The 18,901-nt window shown below is 67.1% G+C and carries 18 protein-coding genes; 8 read left to right on the plus strand and 10 right to left on the minus strand.

Annotated elements, in window-relative coordinates; all coding sequences use genetic code 11:
• Window positions 1-5: 5 nt before the first annotated feature.
• From ACFQU1_RS00670 to ACFQU1_RS00685, 4 genes are all read right to left on the minus strand, one after another.
• Window positions 6-995, minus strand: a complete 990-nt coding sequence (locus ACFQU1_RS00670; protein ID WP_378128280.1) for a metal ABC transporter solute-binding protein, Zn/Mn family — start codon at window positions 993-995, stop codon at window positions 6-8.
• A gap of 148 nt (window positions 996-1,143) precedes the next feature.
• Window positions 1,144-3,018, minus strand: a complete 1,875-nt coding sequence (locus ACFQU1_RS00675) for a biotin carboxylase N-terminal domain-containing protein (protein ID WP_378128281.1) — start codon at window positions 3,016-3,018, stop codon at window positions 1,144-1,146.
• A 2-nt stretch (window positions 3,019-3,020) separates the two neighbouring features.
• Window positions 3,021-4,631 carry a carboxyl transferase domain-containing protein gene (locus tag ACFQU1_RS00680; protein ID WP_378128282.1) on the minus strand — a complete coding sequence of 537 codons (1,611 nt, stop codon included), beginning with the start codon at window positions 4,629-4,631 and terminating at the stop codon, window positions 3,021-3,023.
• A 285-nt stretch (window positions 4,632-4,916) separates the two neighbouring features.
• On the minus strand, window positions 4,917-6,086 hold the full coding sequence (locus ACFQU1_RS00685) for an acetyl-CoA acetyltransferase (protein WP_378128283.1): 1,170 nt from the start codon (window positions 6,084-6,086) through the stop codon (window positions 4,917-4,919).
• Window positions 6,087-6,238: 152 nt separating this feature from the next.
• On the opposite strand from ACFQU1_RS00685, the gene ACFQU1_RS00690 reads away from it, so the two are divergent.
• The 3 genes from ACFQU1_RS00690 to ACFQU1_RS00700 all read left to right on the plus strand — a co-directional run bounded on the left by ACFQU1_RS00690 (window position 6,239) and on the right by ACFQU1_RS00700 (window position 7,454).
• Window positions 6,239-6,487, plus strand: a complete 249-nt coding sequence (locus tag ACFQU1_RS00690; protein WP_378128284.1) for a plasmid stabilization protein — start codon at window positions 6,239-6,241, stop codon at window positions 6,485-6,487.
• 4 nt (window positions 6,488-6,491) lie between these two features.
• Window positions 6,492-6,917 carry a type II toxin-antitoxin system VapC family toxin gene (locus tag ACFQU1_RS00695; RefSeq protein ID WP_378128285.1) on the plus strand — a complete coding sequence of 142 codons (426 nt, stop codon included), beginning with the start codon at window positions 6,492-6,494 and terminating at the stop codon, window positions 6,915-6,917.
• Between the two features lie 69 nt (window positions 6,918-6,986).
• The gene (locus tag ACFQU1_RS00700) at window positions 6,987-7,454 is read left to right on the plus strand and encodes a RidA family protein (protein ID WP_378128286.1); all 468 of its coding nucleotides are present in this window, start codon (window positions 6,987-6,989) and stop codon (window positions 7,452-7,454) included.
• Window positions 7,455-7,467: 13 nt separating this feature from the next.
• Here the strand turns inward: ACFQU1_RS00700 and ACFQU1_RS00705 are convergent, their stop codons facing one another.
• Window positions 7,468-8,370 (minus strand): EamA family transporter, encoded by a 903-nt coding sequence (locus ACFQU1_RS00705; protein ID WP_378128287.1) that lies wholly within the window; start codon window positions 8,368-8,370, stop codon window positions 7,468-7,470.
• Window positions 8,371-8,703: 333 nt separating this feature from the next.
• On the opposite strand from ACFQU1_RS00705, the gene ACFQU1_RS00710 reads away from it, so the two are divergent.
• The 4 genes from ACFQU1_RS00710 (at window position 8,704) to ACFQU1_RS00725 (ending at window position 12,441) form a co-directional block, all read left to right on the plus strand.
• Window positions 8,704-8,991, plus strand: a complete 288-nt coding sequence (locus ACFQU1_RS00710; RefSeq protein ID WP_378128288.1) for a UxaA family hydrolase — start codon at window positions 8,704-8,706, stop codon at window positions 8,989-8,991.
• 11 nt (window positions 8,992-9,002) lie between these two features.
• A complete protein-coding gene (locus ACFQU1_RS00715; protein ID WP_378128289.1) occupies window positions 9,003-10,244 on the plus strand; it encodes a UxaA family hydrolase in 1,242 nt (413 codons plus the stop codon).
• A gap of 266 nt (window positions 10,245-10,510) precedes the next feature.
• Window positions 10,511-11,446: a hydroxyacid dehydrogenase gene (locus ACFQU1_RS00720; RefSeq protein ID WP_378128290.1), complete on the plus strand. Its 936-nt coding sequence runs from the start codon at window positions 10,511-10,513 to the stop codon at window positions 11,444-11,446.
• 2 nt (window positions 11,447-11,448) lie between these two features.
• Window positions 11,449-12,441, plus strand: coding sequence for an Ldh family oxidoreductase (locus ACFQU1_RS00725; protein ID WP_378128291.1), 993 nt, complete (start codon window positions 11,449-11,451; stop codon window positions 12,439-12,441).
• A gap of 128 nt (window positions 12,442-12,569) precedes the next feature.
• Here the strand turns inward: ACFQU1_RS00725 and ACFQU1_RS00730 are convergent, their stop codons facing one another.
• Window positions 12,570-13,544 carry a tripartite tricarboxylate transporter substrate-binding protein gene (locus tag ACFQU1_RS00730; RefSeq protein WP_378128292.1) on the minus strand — a complete coding sequence of 325 codons (975 nt, stop codon included), beginning with the start codon at window positions 13,542-13,544 and terminating at the stop codon, window positions 12,570-12,572.
• A 270-nt stretch (window positions 13,545-13,814) separates the two neighbouring features.
• On the opposite strand from ACFQU1_RS00730, the gene ACFQU1_RS00735 reads away from it, so the two are divergent.
• The gene (locus ACFQU1_RS00735; RefSeq protein ID WP_378128293.1) at window positions 13,815-14,600 is read left to right on the plus strand and encodes a GntR family transcriptional regulator; all 786 of its coding nucleotides are present in this window, start codon (window positions 13,815-13,817) and stop codon (window positions 14,598-14,600) included.
• A gap of 184 nt (window positions 14,601-14,784) precedes the next feature.
• Here ACFQU1_RS00735 and ACFQU1_RS00740 read toward each other — a convergent pair whose 3' ends face one another.
• The 4 genes from ACFQU1_RS00740 to ACFQU1_RS00755 are packed head-to-tail and all read right to left on the minus strand — an operon-like array spanning window position 14,785 to window position 18,876.
• Window positions 14,785-15,525, minus strand: coding sequence for an SDR family NAD(P)-dependent oxidoreductase (locus tag ACFQU1_RS00740; RefSeq protein ID WP_378128294.1), 741 nt, complete (start codon window positions 15,523-15,525; stop codon window positions 14,785-14,787).
• 14 nt (window positions 15,526-15,539) lie between these two features.
• Window positions 15,540-16,910 carry an MmgE/PrpD family protein gene (locus ACFQU1_RS00745; RefSeq protein WP_378128295.1) on the minus strand — a complete coding sequence of 457 codons (1,371 nt, stop codon included), beginning with the start codon at window positions 16,908-16,910 and terminating at the stop codon, window positions 15,540-15,542.
• Window positions 16,907-18,403 (minus strand): tripartite tricarboxylate transporter permease, encoded by a 1,497-nt coding sequence (locus ACFQU1_RS00750; protein ID WP_378128296.1) that lies wholly within the window; start codon window positions 18,401-18,403, stop codon window positions 16,907-16,909. Before ACFQU1_RS00750 ends, ACFQU1_RS00745 begins: the two co-directional genes overlap by 4 nt.
• A complete protein-coding gene (locus ACFQU1_RS00755; protein WP_378128297.1) occupies window positions 18,400-18,876 on the minus strand; it encodes a tripartite tricarboxylate transporter TctB family protein in 477 nt (158 codons plus the stop codon). The genes ACFQU1_RS00750 and ACFQU1_RS00755 overlap by 4 nt, the downstream gene beginning before the upstream one ends.
• Window positions 18,877-18,901 lie beyond the last annotated feature (25 nt).

An 18,901-nucleotide genomic window follows, 5' to 3' on the forward strand; every position in this document is an offset into this window, starting at 1 on the left:
CCATCTCAGTTGCGCGCCGCGAGGCGGTCGTTGAGGCCTTTGGCCGGCGCCTCGCCGCCGAGCGCGCGGGTGATCACCGTCACATTGTGATCGATCATGCCGATATAGGTGCCCTCATAGGTGCCGGGCGCCCCCATCGCGTCCGAATAGAGCTCGCCGCCGATGACGACCTTGTGGCCCCTGGCGGCGGCGCCTTCGATCAGCGCCCTGACATTGCGGTCGGACACGGAGGATTCCACGAAGATCGCGCCGATCTTGCGCTGAACGAGCGTATCGACCAGGTGCTCGATCTGTTTGAGGCCCGCCTCGCTGTCCGTCGAGATGCCCTGGATGCCGAGCACGTCATAGCCATAGGCGCGGCCGAAATAGTTGAAGGCGTCATGGGCGGTGACGAGCACGCGCGCCTCCTCCGGTACGGAGGCAAAAGCCGTCTCGGCATAAACGGCGAGCTTCTCGATCTGGGCGAGATGGGCGGCGGCATTGGCCTCGTAGATCGCGCGGCCGGCCGGATCGAGCTTGACGAGCGCATCTTGGGCGGTCGTCACGACGCCGGCCCAGAGCCGCGGATCCATCCAGACATGCGGATCGAAGCGGCCCTTATAGGTGTCGTGCTCGATGAGCCTGTCGCGCGGCAGCGTGTCGGCGAGCGCGATCACCGGCTTGCGCTTGCCGAGAGCGGCGAAGAAATCCTCGAGCTGGGCCTCCAGATAAAGGCCGTGCCAGAACACCGCATCGGCTCGCGCCATGGCGGCAATGTCGGAACTCGTCTGGCGATAAAGATGCGGGTCGACCCCCGGCCCCATGAGCGCACGGACCTCAACCCGTTCGCCGCCCACCTGGCGCACGGCGTCCGCGATCATGCCGGTGGTGGCGACAACGGCGAGCGGCTTCGACGGCTCCGCCTCGGCGCTGGCGGGCACCGCTCCGAGAGCGCTCACGAGAAGGGCGAGCACCACCGCCCCGACACCAACCACCTTCTGCCACCCACCATGCACGTGAGAACCTCCAAATTGCGACTAAATTGCAATTGCAACAGTAGCCGAGAGTTCGACGATCTGCAAGTGCAACTTATTCGCAACTAGAGCGTTTAAGCATCTTGATTTGCTGCGCTCGTGACAGGAGATGGGGGCGAGGACGCGCTGATCAGCCCGCCTTCTCAATCCTGACGAGCAGTGCGCCTTCGCTGACCTGCGCGCCGACGCTCGCCTTGAGCTCCGCGACGACTCCGTCGAAGGGGGCGACGAGGCCCTGCTCCATCTTCATGGCTTCGAGGACAACGAGCCGGTCGCCCTGGCGAACGCGTGCGCCGGCTTGGGTATCGACAGCGATGACGCGCCCCGGCATTGGCGCGAGCAGCGACCCGTCTGCGGCGGCGCCGCCAGCGGCACGGTCGGGCCTAGGCAAACCGAAGGTCCAGGCCTCACCGTCGCGGAAGAGGACGCGCTCCCCACTCGGCAGAGTCACGGCACGGCTGGCGCCAGACTGGGCGGCCTCGTCGAGTGTAACGAGATGGCTGCGCCCGGCGACCTCGACCGCGATCTCCCGCCAGGCCGGTGCGGCCATGCGGAAGCCGGCGAGCGCCGTCCAGGGATCGTTGGGAGCATCCGGCAGCACGGCGCGGGCGGCAGCCTGCAGGACGGCCGAATCCGGCTCCGCGCCCGGCACGAGGCGCGCCGCATGACGCTCGATGAAGCCGGTGTCCACGCGCCCCGCGATGAAAGCCGGATCTGCGGCCGCACGGGCGAGGAAGGCGGCATTGGTCTTCACCGGCCAGACCTCGACTGCCCGGCAGGCGGCGGCGAGCTTCGCCGCGGCTTGCGCGCGGTCCGTCGCATGGACGATGAGCTTGGCGATCATCGGGTCATAGTGCGGCGTGACCTCCCCGCCTTGCTGGACGCCGCTGTCGACGCGGATATCCTCGCGCAGCTTGAGATGCGTCAGCGGCCCGGTGGAGGGCAGAAAGCCGCTCGCCGGGTTTTCGGCATAAAGCCGCGCCTCCATCGCCCAGCCACCGATCGCGAGCTCGTCTTGGTGTTTGGGCAGCGGATCGCCTGAAGCCACTCGAAGCTGCCATTCCACGAGATCCTGGCCGGTGATCGCCTCTGTCACCGGATGCTCCACCTGCAGCCGCGTGTTCATTTCCATGAACCAGATGCGGTCGGCGCGGAGCCCCTCCGAGGCATCGGCGATGAATTCGATGGTGCCGGCGCCGACATAGTCAACCGCCCTCGCCGCCTTCACGGCCGCTTCGCAGATGGCGGCGCGGGTCGCTGCGTCCATGCCGGGGGCCGGCGCCTCCTCGATCACCTTCTGGTGCCGGCGCTGCAGCGAGCAGTCACGCTCGAAGAGATGGACGACATTGCCCTGGCTGTCGCCGAAGACCTGCACCTCGATATGGCGCGGGTTCAGGATGTATTTCTCGAGCAGCACGCGGTCGTCGCCGAAGGCACTTGCGGCCTCGCGACGGCAGGAGGCGAGCGCCGCGGCGAAATCTGCGAGTTTATCGACGCGTCGCATGCCTTTGCCGCCGCCGCCGGCGACTGCCTTGATGAGCACGGGATAGCCGATGGCGTCGGCTTCGCTCTGCAGGCGCTCGGGGGACTGGTCCTCGCCGAGATAGCCGGGGGTCACCGGCACGCCGGCCTGCTGCATCAGCGCCTTGGCAGCATCCTTCAAGCCCATGGCGCGGATAGCGGCCGGCGGCGCGCCGACCCAGACCAGCCCTGCGGCCATGACGGCTTCCGCGAATTCGGCGTTCTCCGAGAGAAAGCCGTAGCCGGGGTGGATGGCCGCCGCACCTGTCGCCTTGGCGGCCGCCAGGATCTTCTCGCCGTCGAGATAGCTGTCGCGCGCCGGCGCCGGGCCGATGGCTACGCCCACGTCCGCCTCGCGCACGAAGGGAAGCCCGGCATCGGCCTCAGAATAGACGGCGATGGTGCGGATGCCAAGCCGCCGCGCCGTTCTGATGATGCGGCGGGCGATCTCGCCGCGATTGGCGATGAGGAGGCTTTCGATCATCGTCACATCCGGAACACGCCGAAGCGGGGCTGGGCGGGGATGGGTGCGTTGAGCGCAGCCGCGAAGGCGAGCCCCAGCACGTCGCGTGTCTCGACGGGATCGATGATGCCGTCGTCCCAGAGCCGGGCGGTGGCGTAATAGGGATTGCCCTCCGCCTCGTAGCGCTCGCGGATCGGCGCCTTGAAAGCCTCTTCCTCCTCGGCCGGCCAGCTCCCGCCCTTCGCCTCCAGCGCGTCGCGGCGGATGGTGGCGAGCACGGAGGCCGCCTGCTCGCCGCCCATGACGCTGATGCGGCTGTTCGGCCAGGTGAAGAGGAAGCGCGGCCCATAGGCGCGGCCGCACATGCCGTAATTGCCGGCCCCGAAGGAGCCGCCGATGATCACCGTGATCTTCGGCACGCTCGCGGTCGCAACCGCGGTGACGAGCTTGGCGCCATCCTTGGCGATGCCGCCCGCCTCATATTTGCCGCCGACCATGAAGCCCGAAATATTCTGCAGGAAGAGCAGCGGAATGCGCCGCTGGCAGGCGAGCTCGATGAAATGCGCGCCCTTCAGCGCGCTTTCCGAGAAGAGCACGCCGTTATTGGCGAGAATGGCGACCGGCATGCCCCAGATGCGGGCGAAGCCGCAGACGAGCGTCGTGCCGTAGAGTGCCTTGAATTCATGGAATTCCGACCCATCGACAATGCGGCCGATAACCTCGCGCACCTCGTAGGGCGCGCGCACGTCGCGCGGGATGAGGCCGTAAAGGTCGTCGGGGTCGAGCGCCGGCGGGCGCGGCGGCGCGAGGTCGATATCAACCGCCTTCACGCTGTTGAGGCTCGCGACGATCTCGCGGACGATGAGGAGCGCATGCGCGTCGTTCTCCGCCACATGGTCGACGACGCCGGAGCGCCGGCCGTGCGTCTCTGCGCCGCCGAGCTCCTCCGCCGAGATCACCTCGCCGGTCGCGGCCTTCACGAGCGGCGGGCCGGCGAGAAAGATCGTACCCTGGTTGCGGACGATCACCGTCTCGTCGGACATGGCCGGCACATAGGCACCGCCGGCCGTGCAGCTCCCCATCACGCAGGCGATCTGTGGGATGCCCTCCGAGGACATCACCGCCTGGTTGAAAAAGATGCGGCCGAAATGCTCGCGATCCGGGAAGACCTCCGCCTGATGCGGCAGGTTGGCGCCGCCGGAATCCACGAGATAGATGGCCGGCAAACGGTTTTCGCGCGCGATCTCCTGCGCCCGCAAATGCTTCTTCACCGTCATCGGGAAATAGGCACCGCCTTTGACGGTCGCGTCATTGGCGACGATCATGACCTCGCGGCCGGCCACGCGGCCGATGCCCGCGATGAGCCCGGCACCCGGCGCCTCGTTGCCATAAAGGCCATTGGCCGCCAGCGCACCGATTTCGAGGAAGGGCGAGCCGGGATCGATGAGCCGCATCACGCGGTCGCGCGGCAGGAGCTTGCCGCGGGCTACGTGGCGCTCGCGCGCCGCCTCCGGACCGCCGCGCGCCGCGGCCGCGATCTTGGCGCGGAGCTCCTCTGCGAGGGCGCGGTTATGAGCGTCACTTTCTTGGAAGGCCGCGCTCGTGCGGTCGACGAGCGTCGCAAGTGCCGTCATGCCCCGATCCCCTCCCGGCGGGCGGCGTGATCGCCGATGCCTTCGGACGAAATCTATAGGGGGGTAGGGAGGGGAGCAACGGGGCACCGCTGCATTAGAGAAAGGTCCTCGACCTGCGCTCTCCCGTGAGGGAGGACGATCGCACATCGCGTGTCGCTCCCTCTCCCCGGCGGGGAGAGGGACAGGGGGGCATCGTGTTCGAAAGCTAGAAATCCCCCTCACCCGGCCGCTTCGCGTCCGACCTCTCCCCGCCGGGGAGAGGGAACCAACGGACCGGCGGGCATTCTAACGCGCCCGCTCCAGGATCGAGACGTAATTGGCAACCGCCGCACCGCCCATGTTGAAGACGCCGGCGGCGGTGGCGCCAGGTATCTGCATGTCGCCCGCCTCGCCCATGAGCTGCATGGCCGCCATCACATGCATGGAGACACCGGTCGCGCCGATGGGGTGACCCTTGCTCTTGAGGCCGCCCGAGGGATTGACCGGAAGGCGCCCCTCCTTCTCCGTGACGCCCTCGCGCACCACCCGCCAAGCCTCGCCGGGTGCTGCGAGCCCCATCGCTTCGTAATGGATGAGCTCGGCGATGGTGAAGCAGTCATGCGTCTCGACCAGCGATAAATCCACGGCCGCCATGCCGGCCGCCTCCAGCGCTCCCCGCCAGGCGCGGCGCGCACCTTCGAATGCCGTGGGGTCACGCCGGCTCAAAGGCAGAATGTCGTTCGCCTGGCAACGCGCGCGAAAGCCGATGGCGCGCGCGAGATCGGCCGCGACCTCCTCGTCGGCGACGACGAGCGCGGCGGCACCGTCCGAGATCAGTGAACAGTCCGTGCGCCGGAGCGGCGCGGCGACATAAGGGTTCTTGTCCGAAACCGTATTGCAGAAGGCGAAGCCGAGGTCCTTGCGCATCTGGGCGTAAGGATTGGCGACCCCGTTTTTATGGTTCTTCGCGGCAATGCGCGCGAGCTCCTCCGAGCGGTCCCCGTAGCGCTGGAAATAGGCCGACGCAATGCGCCCGAAGAGGCCGGCGAACCCGGCCTCCACCTCGGCCTCCTCCTTGCGGTAGCTGGCGCCGAGCAGGATATCGCCGGTCTCGGTCGTCGACTTGGCCGTCATCTTCTCGGCCCCGACCACGAGCGCTACCCGGCCGCGCCCGGATTCGACGAAATCGAGCGCCGCGTTGAGTGCCGCCGAGCCGGTGGCGCAGGCATTCTCCAGCCGGGTGGCGGGGGCATGGGCGAGCCGTTCGTCGGCGAGCGCCACGAGCGAGGCCTGAAAATCCTGCTTGGAGAAGCCATTGTTCATGACGCCGACATAGATGCCGTCGACGGCCTCCGCTGGAACGCCGGCATGATCGAGCGCGGCACCGGAGACGCGCGCCATCAGGCTTTCCGTATCCGGATCTTCGGCCTTGCCGAAGGGCGTGTGCGCCCAGCCGACGATGAAGCCCCGCGCCATGCCTTATCCTCCCTGTGCCACGACTGTTCCCAGAGCATACATCATGCGGCGGCATTTCATGAGTCGGCGCTGTCGCTCCAATCCATCCAGCGGTCGGCCCTAGATGCGCATGCCATCAATGATTAATCTGCAATCATTGATGGAGGCTGCCCGTGGCCAGCATGACGATTCGCAACATCGACGACCGTCTAAAGGCACGCCTGCGTTTGCGCGCTGCCGCCCATGGCCGTTCCATGGAGGACGAGGCGCGCTACATCCTGCGCGCGGCGCTGTCAGCCGAGGCACCGGGTCCGCGCAACCTCGCCGAAGTCATACGCGCACGCCTGGCGCCGACAGGGGGCGTGGTGCTCGACATTCCGCCGCGCGAGCCTATTCGCGATCCGGTCGACTTCGGCCGCTGATCGCGTGATCGCCCTCGATACCAACGTCATTTCGGAAATGCTGGCGCCGGTCCCGACACCAACCGTGGAGGCTTGGCTCGGCGCCCAGACCCCCTCCGCGATTTTCACGACGACGATCACCCAAGCCGAAATTCTTTACGGCATTGGGCTCCTCCCGGCGGGTCGCGGACGCCACACGTTGGAGGCGGCGATCACACCCATATTCACGGAAGACTTCAGGGGACGAATTCTACCCTTCGACAGTGATGCGGCGGAAGTCTATGCTCTGATCGCAACAGCGCGACGGCAGTCAGGCAAGCCGATCAGCCAATTCGACGCGCAGATCGCCGCCATCGCGCTCTCGCGGGGCGCTTCCCTGGCAACCCGCAACATCGCAGACTTCGCTGATACGGGGTTGATGATCATCAATCCCTGGACCGCCGTCGTATGACGGCCTTATCAATCGCCCATGGCTTGCAAAGCCATGACCCTTTGATTGTTCTGCACTGAAGGAACCCGCATGACACCGGAAGAAAAGCTCGCGTCGATGGGCCTCACCTTGCCCACCCCGCCCAGCCCCATCGCGACCTATGTGCCCTTCAGGCTCGTCGGCGACATGCTTTACCTCTCCGGCCAGGGTCCGCGGCTCCCGAGTGGCGGCTACAGTGTCGGACGTCTCGGCAAGGACGTCTCCATCGAGCAGGGCTATGCCGATGCGCGCACGGTCGGGTTGCAGCTGCTCGCCGTCGCCAAGATGGCCGTCGGCGAGCTGTCCAGGATCCAGGCTGTCGTGAAGCTTCTCGGCATGGTCAATGCCGAGCCCGATTTCGCCGATCATCCCAAGGTCATCAACGGCTGCTCGGATCTCCTCGTCGAGGTGCTGGGGGAGGCCGGCCGTCACGCCCGCTCGGCGGTCGGGATGGGCTCGCTGCCGAACCGCATGACGGTCGAGATCGAGGCGATTTTGCAGGTCGCTCCCGGCCACTAGCGCCGGCCAGAGATCAGGCCGTGTTGGCGAGAAGCAACCCGACCCCGGCGACGATCAGCACGATGCCCGTGAGATCGCGCCGGCTCGTCGCCTGCGCCAGCAGCCTGTGGGAGACGGCCTGGGCGAAGAGCACCTCGACGAGCGCCAGCGTGCGCACATTCGCGGCGCTCGTCAGCGAAAAGCCGATGAACCAGAACTGCGAGGCGAGCGCCCCGGTGAGGCCGGCCAGAAGCGACGGGCGCCAGGCACGCAGGCAAGCCGCAAGCGCCCGCCGGTTGAAGAGCACCATCCAGCCGACCAGGATCAGCGTCTGCAGGAAGAGACTGATCACCAGAATGGTCGTGGCGCGGATGACGAAGGAGCCGGTCGGCAGGTGAATGATGGCGCCGCGGAAGCAAATCGCCGAGATGGCGAACAGACCCGCGGCCAGGATGCCGAGCGCGATCGGCCGCCCGCCGATCCAGCCCGCCGCCGCGCCCGGCTTGAGCGATAGCAGGACCACGCCGCAAGTCGCGACGATGATGCCGAGCCCGGCGAGCGGCGTCGGAACGTCCCGCAGAACCAGGATCCCGCCCACAGCGACGAGCACGGGCTCGAGCTTGATGAGCGCGATCGTCACGGAGAACGAGCGCTCCTTCATGGTGAGCAGCATCAGGGCGGTCGCGAGGATCTGCGTGACGGCCCCGCCAAGCGTGAAGGCGAGGCTCCGGGCGTCGATCGCAGGCAGGCTCTCGCCGCCGACGAGGAGAACGCCCGCAAGGAAGACGAGCGCGAAGGGCAGGCCATAAAGGAAGCGGACCTGCGTTGCTCCGACGGTCCCGAGCGCCCCGGTGAGATTGCGCTGCATGGCGTTGCGCGCGGTCTGGGTCAGTGCCGCGATGAGCGTGGCGGGGATCCAGAGAAGTGATGGATTCAACGAACCGAACCTCGCTCGGTCATGGCGGGTCCGGACGATCCGATGCCATGGAGGATGTCTGATAGCCCAGGCTGGGCGGCGCGGACTGTAGTGCAAGGGTGCCGGCGCGCCAACGCCGCCGGAGGTCCGCCGATGTGCAGCCGCGACATGGCTGCGGGGTTTCGCGTCAAGCCGTTGACACCTCATCTTGTCTTATGTCTTATACAAGAGATGGCCGCGGCCTTGATCGCCCGCCCGGGACTGCCCGGCGGCGGGCCTGACCATTCCCTGGCAACGTTGCTTGATCGGCCCTGCCGTGGCACGGCAGGTCTCAGGGAGCCCCGAGGAGATCCAATGAGCATTCCGCAATGCCTGGTCCACGCGCCGCAAGACAGCTGCGGCGTCGTGGTCGTCGAAGATCTGAAGGCCGGCACCGAGATGCTGTGCCTGATCACGGAAAACGACACCACCTTCACGCTGGCGGCCACCCAGGACATTCCGATCGGCCATAAGGTGGCGCTGAAGGATATCCGGACCGGCGATACGATCATCAAATACGGCGAGGACATCGGCAAGGCGATCGCCGACATCCGCAAGGGCGAGCATCTTCACATCCACAATGTGAAGACGAAGCGCTGGTGAGGAGCGGGACCATGCAAACGAATTCCGAAGCAGCCATCGCGGCCTCGACCGCCCAGACCAAGGGCATCTTCGCCAACGGCGATTACAGCAAGCTCACCTTCCACGGCTGGAAGCGTGAGAACGGCCGTGTCGGCGTGCGCAACCATGTCGTTCTCCTGCCGCTCGACGACCTGTCGAATGCGGCCTGCGAGGCCGTCGCCAACAACATCAAGGGCACGCTCGCCCTGCCCCATCATTACGGCCGCCTGCAGTTCGGCGAGGATCTCGATCTCCACTTCCGCACGCTGATCGGCATCGGCTCGAACCCCAATGTCGCGGCCGTCGTGGTGATCGGCATCGAGGACGGCTGGACGAAGCGCGTCGTCGACGGCATCGCCAAGACCGGCAAGCCCGTCTCGGGCTTCGGCATCGAGGGCTATGGCGATATCGCGACCATCGCCCGCGCCTCCTATGTCGCCAAGCAGTATCTGCAATGGGCGACCGAGCTTCAGCGCGAGGAATTTCCCTTGAGCGAGCTCTGGGTCTCGACCAAATGCGGCGAGTCCGACACGACGACGGGGCTCTCCTCCTGCCCGACCGTCGGCAATATGTACGACAAGCTCTTGCCGATCGGCATCTATGGCGTCTTCGGCGAGACCTCGGAGATCACCGGCGCCGAGCATCTCTGCAAGGCACGCGCGGCGACGCCCGAGCTTGGCGAGCGCTGGTACCAGATGTGGAAGGCCTACCAGGACGAAGTCATCGAGGCGCACAAGACCGACGACCTCTCCGACAGCCAGCCGACCAAGGGCAATATCGCCGGTGGTCTCACGACCATCGAAGAAAAAGCGATGGGCAATCTCGAGAAGATCGGCCGCAAGTCGAAGTATATCGACATCCTGAAACCGGCCGAAGCGCCGGCGAAGGGCCCTGGGCTCTACTACATGGACACGTCCTCGGCCGCGGCCGAATGCGTGACCCTGATGGCAGCGGGCGGCTATGTCGTGCACACCTTCCCGACTGGGCAGGGCAACGTCATCGGCAATCCGATCCTGCCGGTCATCAAGATCACCGGCAATCCGAAGACTATGCGCACCATGAGCGAGCATATCGACGTCGACGTCACCGGCATCCTGCGCCGCGACCAGACGCTCGAGACGGCGGGCGATGCGCTGATCAGCATGATTCAGCGTACAGCGAATGGCCGCCTCACTGCGGCCGAGTCGCTCGGTCACCGCGAATTCGTGATGACCAAGCTCTATCGGAGCGCTTAACGCTGGACGCGTTTCGTCGTCGGCAACGGTAGCGCTGGCCGGGGGCAACTCGCTGCAGTTATTGGCGTCACAGACGGGCTCGGCGCTGAGTCGGAAATTTCCGATTTCGGCGCCTCCGGCGTGCGGAACGCGGCAGCAGCCGAGTTCCGTGCCATCCCGATCAGAAGGGCTACAGTCGTTGCGTTCTTCGCATCGGGATCCCCGGGCACAAGGCCGGGGACGACGTAGCGGCCGCTATGACGCTGAGCCAGACAAGGGCATCGCCGATGATCGTCATTTCCGAATTCATGGACGAAGACGCGATCCGCCGCGGGCTCGACGGCTTCGACGTGCTCTACGACCCGACCCTCGTGGATAGGCCGGACGATCTCGCGGCGGCACTCGCCACGGCCGAGGCGCTCATCGTCCGTAACCGCACGCAGGTGCGCGGCGCGCTGCTTGACGCGGCGCCACAACTCAAAGTCGTCGGCCGGCTCGGCGTCGGCCTCGACAATATCGACATGGAAGCCTGCAAGGCGCGCGGCATCGCCGTTTATCCCGCCTCCGGCGCCAATGACGTCTCGGTCGCCGAATATGTCATCGCCACCGCCCTGCTCCTGTTGCGCGGGGCCTATGGCGCGACGGCCGCGGTGGCCGCCGGCGAATGGCCGCGCAACGCCCTTGTCGGCCGCGAGATCGCCGGCAAGCGGATGGGTCTCGTCGGTTATGGCTCGATCGCGCGTGAGACGGCGCGCCGGGCGATCGCGCTCGGCATGGAGGTCGCGGCCTTCGACCCCTATCTGCCCGCGGACCATGCGGCCTGGAGCGGCCCTTGGGGCAAGGTGACGGCGCTTGCGCTCGACGATCTCCTGGCCACGTCCGACGTGCTGTCGCTGCATGTGCCGCTCACGGCCGAAACCCGCCATATGATCGGCACCGAGGCGCTCGCGCGCATGAAGCCGGACGCCATCGTCATCAATGCGGCGCGCGGCGGCATCGTGGACGAGGCGGCCATTGCCGCCGCGCTCACCGCCGGCCGCCTCGGTGGCGCGGCCCTCGACGTGTTCGAGGACGAGCCGCTTAAGGCCGAGCGCGGGGGCGTCTTTGCCGGTGTACCGAATCTCGTCCTCACGCCGCATATCGCCGGCGTGACGATGGAATCGAACATCCGCGTCTCCTGGGTCACCGTCGACAACGTCCGCAAGCATTTGCGCGGGGAGTAGCCATGCCCGTTCTATCGCTCGAGGCAGCGCAGAGCCTCGTCGCCGAGGCGCTCGTCCGTTGCCGGACCAGCGAAGCCAATGCCGCGAGCGTGGCCCGCGCCCTCGTCGCCGCCGAGGCCGACGGCCTCAAGGGCCACGGCCTGTCGCGCGTGCCGAGCTATGCCGCGCAGGCCAAGGTGGGCAAGGTCGACGGCTTTGCGGCACCCGCCGTAACGCGGCCCGCGCCAAGCGTCGTCGCCGTCGATGCCGCGCATGGCTTTGCCTATCCGGCGCTCGATGCGGCGCTCGCCGCCTTGCCCGAGGTGGCGCGCGCCCAGGGCATCGCGGTTGCGCCGATCCGCCGGTCACACCATTGCGGCGCGGCTGGGCATGCGGTGGAGCGTCTGGCGGAGGCCGGGCTCATCGGCATGCTCTTCGCCAATACACCGGCAGCCATTGCGCCCTGGGGCGGATCGCGCGCCGTCTTCGGCACCAATCCCATCGCCTTCGCCTGCCCGGTCGAGGGGGCCGCCCCGATCGTCGTCGATCTTTCGATCTCCAAGGTGGCGCGCGGCAATATCTTGGCCGCCAAGCAGAAGGGCGAGCCGATCCCGGAAGGCTGGGCCCTCGACGAAGAGGGCCGCCCGACGACCGACCCGGCAGCGGCGCTGAAAGGCACCATGCTGCCGCTGGGCGATGCCAAGGGCACGGCGCTCGCCTTGATGGTGGAACTGCTCGCCGCCGGCCTCACCGGTGCGACCTATGCGGCAGAGGCTTCCTCTTTCCTCGATGCGGAAGGGCCGCCTCCCGGCACGGGCCAGCTCATCCTCGCGCTTGATCCGGTGGAGCTCGGCGGCCCTGGCACAGTCGGGCGTTTCGCGGCCCTGGCCGAGGCGATCACCGCCCAGGACGGCGCGCGCCTGCCGGGCGCCCGCCGGCTGGCACTCCGCCGCAAGGCTGCAACGGAAGGGCTCACCCTTGCCGAGGGCCTCTTGGCCGAGATCAAAGGGCTCTAGCGGCCGGCGCAGCCATTACGCGGACCACCTGCACGTGTCCCGAACCGCACAGCGGCTGCCGGGCAGAGTTCTGGCTCCCCGGACAGCGCGCTCGCGCCACCCGGGATGCCGAACAGCGGAGCTCCGCCCTAATTCTTCAGTCCTTCCTCGCCGATCACCCGCTTCCAGGTGGCGATTTCCTTGTCGAACTGCGTCTTGTGAGCCGCCGGCGAGCGCTCACTCTCCGGAAATGGCTGGGTGCCGACTTCGGCGAAGCGGGCGAGTACGTTCTTGTCGGTGAGCGCAACCTGCAGCGCCTTGTTCAGCGCCGCAACAATGTCCTGCGGTGTGCCCGCCGGTGCATAAAGGCCGTGCCAGATAGTGAAGTCGAAATCCTTGAGCCCCGCTTCCTGCAAGGTCGGCAGATCCTTCAGCACCGGCAGCCGATCCTTGGACGTCACGGCGAAGCCCTTGACCGTCTTGCCCTCGACCTGCGGCACCGCGGTCGTCGACTGGTCGCAGAGCAGATCGACCTGGCCGCCCATCAGGTCGTTCATGGCCGGCCCCGTGCCGCGATAGGCGACCTGCGTGAATTTCACGCCGAGCGCCTGTTGCAGCAGCAGCGTGCACAGATGCGAGTTGGACCCCACGCCGGCATGCGCCACCGTGACCTTGCTGCCGTCCGCCTTCAGCTTGGCGATCAGGGCGGCGGCATCGTCCGCCGGATAGTCGTTCTTCGTCATCAGCACCATCGGACCGCCGTTGACCAGACCGATCGGCGCGAAGGCGGTGGACGTGTCATAGGCGAGCTTCGGATAGAGCGAAGCCCCGGCGGCCAACGCGACATGGTGGATGAGGAGCGTATAGCCGTCCGGATCCGCCTTGGCGGCACGCGCCGCACCCGTGGTGCCGCCTGCCCCGGCCACATTCTCGATGACGATCTGCTGGCCGAGCGTCTTGCCCATGGCTTCGCCGATGAGGCGCGCGATGGCATCGCTCGGCCCGCCCGCCGCAAAGGGCACGATCATCGTGACCGAGCGTGTGGGATAGGATTGGGCCTGAGCCGGCGCGGCCGCCAGCGCCAGGGCGGCGATCCCGAAAAGGGCTTTCATGAATGTCTGCATGGGCTTTATCCTCCCGCCTAAAGGGCATTGATCGGCGCGACGCCGCCGCCTGCTGCCGGACTTTGCCGGCTTGCGCGCACAGGCTTGTTCCACCCGGCGATGAGGGGACCGGGCCTGATTAAGATAACAGATATCTTATAGAGTACCAGAAGCTGCGGCCGCGCTTGGTGCTGCGGCTGACGCCGCTATTTGGTTCGCTATCTCCGGTCTGATATAAGATAGAGGAATCGCAGCAGGGGGCCGAGCGCCGACCCTCGTCAGGATGTCGGAATGGCTCGCGAGGCAACGGGCGCAACGAGAATGCCACGCATGCGCGAGGAGGCAGCGACCTCCGCCGCACCCACCGAGAGCTTCGGCTTCCGACCGCTCTACCGCCAGGTTCGCGACACGCTGATCAGGCGGCTGGTCGACGGCGTGTGGCAGCCCGGCCAGCCTTTGCCCAGCGAGATGCAGCTTGCCGCCGAGCTTGGCGTGAGCCAGGGCACGGTGCGCAAGGCGCTCGATGCCATGGCCGCCGAAAATCTGGTGGTGCGCCGCCAGGGTCGCGGGACTTTCGTCGCGCGCCACGACGAGGAGCGCATCCTCTTCCAGTTCTTCAAGCTCGTCGCCGACGACGGCCGCCGCAGCTTTCCCGAAAGCCGCGTCTTGGCGCTCTCCCATGGCCGCGCCAATGCGCAGGAGCGTAGCGTGCTTTCGCTGGCGAAAGATGCCCGCGTCGTGCGAATCCGCCGGCAGCGATCACTCGACGGCAGGCCGGTCATCGTCGAGGCCATCACGCTGCCCGAGGCGATGTTTCCCGGCCTCGCCGACATGGAACTGCCCAATAATCTCTACGGGCTCTACGCCGTGCATTACGGCGTCACCGTCGCCAATACGCAGGAGAAGCTGAAGGCGATCGGTATCGGCGCCGCCGATGCCGAAGTGCTCGGCGTCGCGCCGGGAACCCCCGTGCTGCAGATCAACCGGCTAGCGCTCTCGCTCGACCGCTTCGCCGTGGAATGGCGGCTTGGCGTCTGCCTCACCGAACACATCCATTATTTGTCGGATCTGCGCTGATCCTTCGCCGTGGTGGCCGACGTCCGGTCGCATCAACCGGGTCGCGGCGGCCGAGCCGATCACGCTCAAGGGAAAGGCCGCCGCAAGGCAGGATTTGTTCCCTCTCCCCGGCGGGGGAGAGGTGCAGAGCGCCTGTCCATCTTGTGCGATCGCTCTGCCCGAGGGGGTCTCGGGGCATCCCGCTCTAACCCAGATACGCCCCGCCGTTGACGTGCAGCGTCTGGCCGGTGATGTAGCGGGCGTTCGGTCCGGCGAGGAAGCGGACAGCAGCGGCGATCTCGTCCGGCCGGCCACGCCGCCCGGCGAGATTTTTGCGGCTGGCGTGATGGTGCGGCTCCTTGCCGACGCGCGCCGTATCGACGAGCCCCGGCGAGACGAGATTGACGGTAATACCCTGCTCGGCGAGATCATGCGCCAGCGCCTTGGTCAGCCCGTCGAGCCCGGCTTTGGCGGCGACGACATGGGCGCGATGGGCAGCCCCAGTATAGGCGGTGAGCCCTCCGATATTGATGATCGTGCCCTCGCCCGCCTCGCTCAGCGCCGGCAAGGCCGCCTTGGCGCAGAGGAAGGCCGCATCGAGGCCGATCGCCATGGTCGCGCGCCAGGCCTCGTAGGTCATCTCCGCGAAGGGCGACTCGTGGCGCACGGCGGCGTTGTTGACGAGAATGTCGAGCCGCCCGAAGGCCTTCAGGCCTTCCGCGACCATGGCCGCGACGTCCTCCGGCTGAGTGACGTCGGCGAGCACGGCCACGGCCCGCCCGCCGGCGGCCTCGATCTCGGCGACGACGCCCTCGGCCGCCGCCCGATCCTGTCGCCCGACGACGATCACGCCGGCACCGCCCTCGGCGAGCGCAAGCGCAATGGCCCGCCCGATATTGCGCGAGGCGCCGGTGACGAGCGCCACGCGCCCCTCGAGTTCCCGCATGCTGGTCGGCTCGCTCATAGCCGCGCGGCCGCTAGATCGACCGGACCGCCTTCGGCAAGCCCGGCGAGCGCCGCGCTCAATGCGGCTATGTCGGTATCGCCAAAGCCGCCGAAGCGCAGGTTCGACTTGAACTTGGCGGCGAGTTCCTCCGCCGACAGCGGCTCATGCGCGCCGCCGCGCATATGCGGCTGCTGGAATTCGTGCACCGTGCCGTCCTTCAACACAGCCCTGAGATGGCCGACGAAGCTGCGGGGATAGGGATCGTCCGGATTGATCTCGTAGGAGATTTTTGCGGCGAGCGCGCGCACCGCCGGATCCTTCACCCGTTCGTCCGTGAATTGGCCGAGCCCCGCCTCGCCGTCGATGAAGCCGACGGCCATGCAGAAGGGCGTCGAGAACTTACCGGCGTAGCCGTTCGGCGGCCGGTGTTTTTCGGCAAGCGGCTCCCAGAGCCGGTGCACCGTGCCTTCGCCGACCTTGCAGGTGATGGAGACGACGTCGTCGGCCTTCACCCCTTCGGCGGCGAGCTTCAAGGCGCAATCGATGAAGGGCTGCGTCATGGTTCCACAAGCATAGGGCTTGAAGGCGAGCGTCTCGAGAATCCAGGTCTCGCCGAGGCCCTCGACGAGCGGCGCGAAATTGGGGGGCTTGGAAGGCGCGAAGGCCTTGTAGAAGCCGTGCGTGCCGTCGAAGACCGTCACCGGGCCGGTGAAGCCGCCTTCCGCCAGCAGCGCCGCGCGCAGGCCCGCCACGGCGGCGGCGCCGGCATGCAGGCGCTTCGTCGAGCTGCCATCGGCGAGATATTCGATGATGCCGGAGGCGAGGCTGCCGGAAATGCCGAGCGCCCGGGCGATCGTCGGCCCATCGAGCCCGAGCGCCGCGCCGACCGCGGCGGCGGCGGCCGGCGCTCCGAAGATCGCCGTGGGATGAAAGCCCGCCTTATGGGTCGCCTGCGGCGCCACCAGGCTCATGCGGCACATGAGCTCGGTGCCGACTGCAATGCCGCGCATCACCGCCCGGCCATCGAGGCCGCGCCGCTCGGCGATGGCGAGCACGGCGGAGACGACGACGGCGCCGGCATGGATCGGCCCGCCCTCGAAGGTGTCGTCGTAATCTTCGCCATGGGCGGCCGTGCCGTTGACGAGCGCCGCATCATAGACACCGAGCCGGCGCCCATGGCCGAAGGCGGTGCACGGCCCCTCGTCGACGGCGCTGCCGAGCGCCGCCGCGACATAATCCGTCTCACGGGCGGCAATGGCGAGGCCGACGATATCGAAGACGAGATTGCGGCAGACGGCGCGCGCGGCCGGCGGCGGCGCGGCCTCTGCTGCAAAGGCCGCGAGCCGCACGGCGACCGGAGCTGATGTCGGAACGGACTGGTTCACGGATGAGCTTCCTCGAGCTTGATCTTGCGCGCATCGCGGAATTCGCGCGTGAGGGAGAAGACGACGAAGGCGAAAGCGACGAGCAGCAGCCCGACCGCGATCGGATCCTGCAGGAAAATGTCGAGATCACCGCCCGAGAGCACGAGCGACCGCCGGTAGCTCGATTCCACGAGATGGCCGAGCACGACGCCAAGGATCATCGGCAGGATCGGGAAGCGGGCAACGCGCATGAGATAGCCGACGACGCCGAGCGCCAGCGCGATGCCGAGATCGAACAGGCTTCCGTTCAAGGTATAAATGCCGGACAGGATGAGCGCGAAGATGAAGCCGGCGCGGTAGGGCCGAGGCCGATTCACCAGCCAGATGCAGGCCGGCAGGATGACGATGCCGACGCCGATCTGGGCGATGATCGCAATGAAGGAGCCGACATAGATGCTGTCTATCACCTGGCCGCTCTGCTCGAACAGGCGGGGCCCGGGCAAGAGCCCGTGCATGAGCAGGCCGCCGAGCAGCACGGCGGTGGAGTTCGAGCTTGGGATGCCGAAGCTCAAGAGCGGAATGAGCGCGGTGCTCGCAACCGTGTTGTTGGCCGCTTCCGGGGCGGCGACGCCCTCCTCCGAGCCCTTGCCGAAGAGCTGCGGCGTCTTCGACCAGCGACGCGCCTCGTTATAGGACATGAAGGCGGCAATCGAGCCGCCGCCGCCGGGCGTCAGGCCTTCGAACAGGCCGAGAAAGCAGCCGATGAACTGGGAGCGCTTCAGCTTGTTCATCAGGGCGAGGCTGGGCAGCTTGATCTTGATGCCGCCCTTGAGCTGCGTGACGTTGGAACTGCCCGACTGGACCATGAGCTCCGTCAGCGCGAAGAGGCCGATCATGACGAGCACCGGCTCGACGCCGTTGAGCAGGTCCGGAATGCCGAAGGTGAAGCGCGTGACGCCGGAAATGGGATCCGTGCCGATGGTCGCGATCATCAGGCCGATGACCGCTGCGGCAAGTCCCTTGATCAAGGAGCCGCCGCTCATCGACGCGATGACGCTGAGGCCGAGAATGCCGAGCCCGAAATAGGAGGTCGGCTTGAAGGCGAGCGCCAGCCAGGAGAGCGGCTCCGTCAGCGTCATCAGCATGACCAGGCCGAACAGGCTGCCGATGACGCCGGATATGAGCGAGATGCCGAGCGCCTCCCCGGCACGGCCCTGGCGGTTCATCTCATAGCCGTCGATGACGGTGGCCGCGGAGGAATTCGTGCCGGGCGTGCGGATGAGGATGGCCGGTATCGAGCCGCCATATTCGGCGCCGATATAGACGCAGGCGAGCAGCGCGATCGCCTGCGCCGGGTCCATCGTATAGGTGAAGGGCAGCACCAGCGCCATCGTGATCGAGGCGGATATCCCCGGCAGCGCACCGCCGAGAATGCCCCAGACGAGGCCGATGATCGCCACGAAAACGAGCGGCGTCTCCGTCAAGAGGTGGACGATGTCCCAGAAGGTGGTCATGGCATCAGCCCCTGCAGGAGAATTCCGAGAGGCTGATTGACGCCGAGCAGCTTGACGAAGACGGCCCAGTAAAGCACCGCGCCGCCGACCGCCGCGGCGGGAACCACCCAGTTGCGCGCCGCGCCTTCATAAAGGGCGATGCCGGCAATCAGCAGGGCGATCGACGCCCCATAGCCGATCAGAGGCAGAAGCACGATATAGGCAGCGCCGAAAAGGAGAAATCCGAGCGCGCGCGGCGGTCGTGCGGCCTCGTCCCCATCGCCCGCGGCGACGGCCGCACGCGGCCGGGCAACCACCAGCGACCGACCGATCAGGAGCACGGCGAGGATCGCAAGAAGAGCGGCCAGTATGACCGGCAGGCCGGTGGCGCCGACCTCGTCCGACAAGGTGCTGTCGGCGATGTCGCCGGTAAAATGATAATAGAGCCCGGCCACGGCAAATAAGACAATGCCGCTGATCAGATCTTTGTTCATGATAGAGCCTCGTGAGGCTTGCCGA

The sequence above is a fragment of the Chelatococcus sp. GCM10030263 genome (assembly GCF_042666455.1).
In the GTDB taxonomy this organism is placed as follows: domain Bacteria; phylum Pseudomonadota; class Alphaproteobacteria; order Rhizobiales; family Beijerinckiaceae; genus Chelatococcus.

Coding starts and splice junctions, on each gene's coding strand:
- ACFQU1_RS00675 (WP_378128281.1), bottom strand. CDS start 3,018: ATGATCGAAAGCCTCCTCATCGCCAATCGCGGCGAGATCGCCCGCCGC.
- ACFQU1_RS00680 (WP_378128282.1), bottom strand. CDS start 4,631: ATGACGGCACTTGCGACGCTCGTCGACCGCACGAGCGCGGCCTTCCAA.
- ACFQU1_RS00685 (WP_378128283.1), bottom strand. CDS start 6,086: ATGGCGCGGGGCTTCATCGTCGGCTGGGCGCACACGCCCTTCGGCAAG.
- ACFQU1_RS00700 (WP_378128286.1), top strand. CDS start 6,987: ATGACACCGGAAGAAAAGCTCGCGTCGATGGGCCTCACCTTGCCCACC.
- ACFQU1_RS00710 (WP_378128288.1), top strand. CDS start 8,704: ATGAGCATTCCGCAATGCCTGGTCCACGCGCCGCAAGACAGCTGCGGC.
- ACFQU1_RS00715 (WP_378128289.1), top strand. CDS start 9,003: ATGCAAACGAATTCCGAAGCAGCCATCGCGGCCTCGACCGCCCAGACC.
- ACFQU1_RS00720 (WP_378128290.1), top strand. CDS start 10,511: ATGATCGTCATTTCCGAATTCATGGACGAAGACGCGATCCGCCGCGGG.
- ACFQU1_RS00725 (WP_378128291.1), top strand. CDS start 11,449: ATGCCCGTTCTATCGCTCGAGGCAGCGCAGAGCCTCGTCGCCGAGGCG.
- ACFQU1_RS00730 (WP_378128292.1), bottom strand. CDS start 13,544: ATGCAGACATTCATGAAAGCCCTTTTCGGGATCGCCGCCCTGGCGCTG.
- ACFQU1_RS00735 (WP_378128293.1), top strand. CDS start 13,815: ATGGCTCGCGAGGCAACGGGCGCAACGAGAATGCCACGCATGCGCGAG.
- ACFQU1_RS00740 (WP_378128294.1), bottom strand. CDS start 15,525: ATGCGGGAACTCGAGGGGCGCGTGGCGCTCGTCACCGGCGCCTCGCGC.
- ACFQU1_RS00750 (WP_378128296.1), bottom strand. CDS start 18,403: ATGACCACCTTCTGGGACATCGTCCACCTCTTGACGGAGACGCCGCTC.
- ACFQU1_RS00755 (WP_378128297.1), bottom strand. CDS start 18,876: ATGAACAAAGATCTGATCAGCGGCATTGTCTTATTTGCCGTGGCCGGG.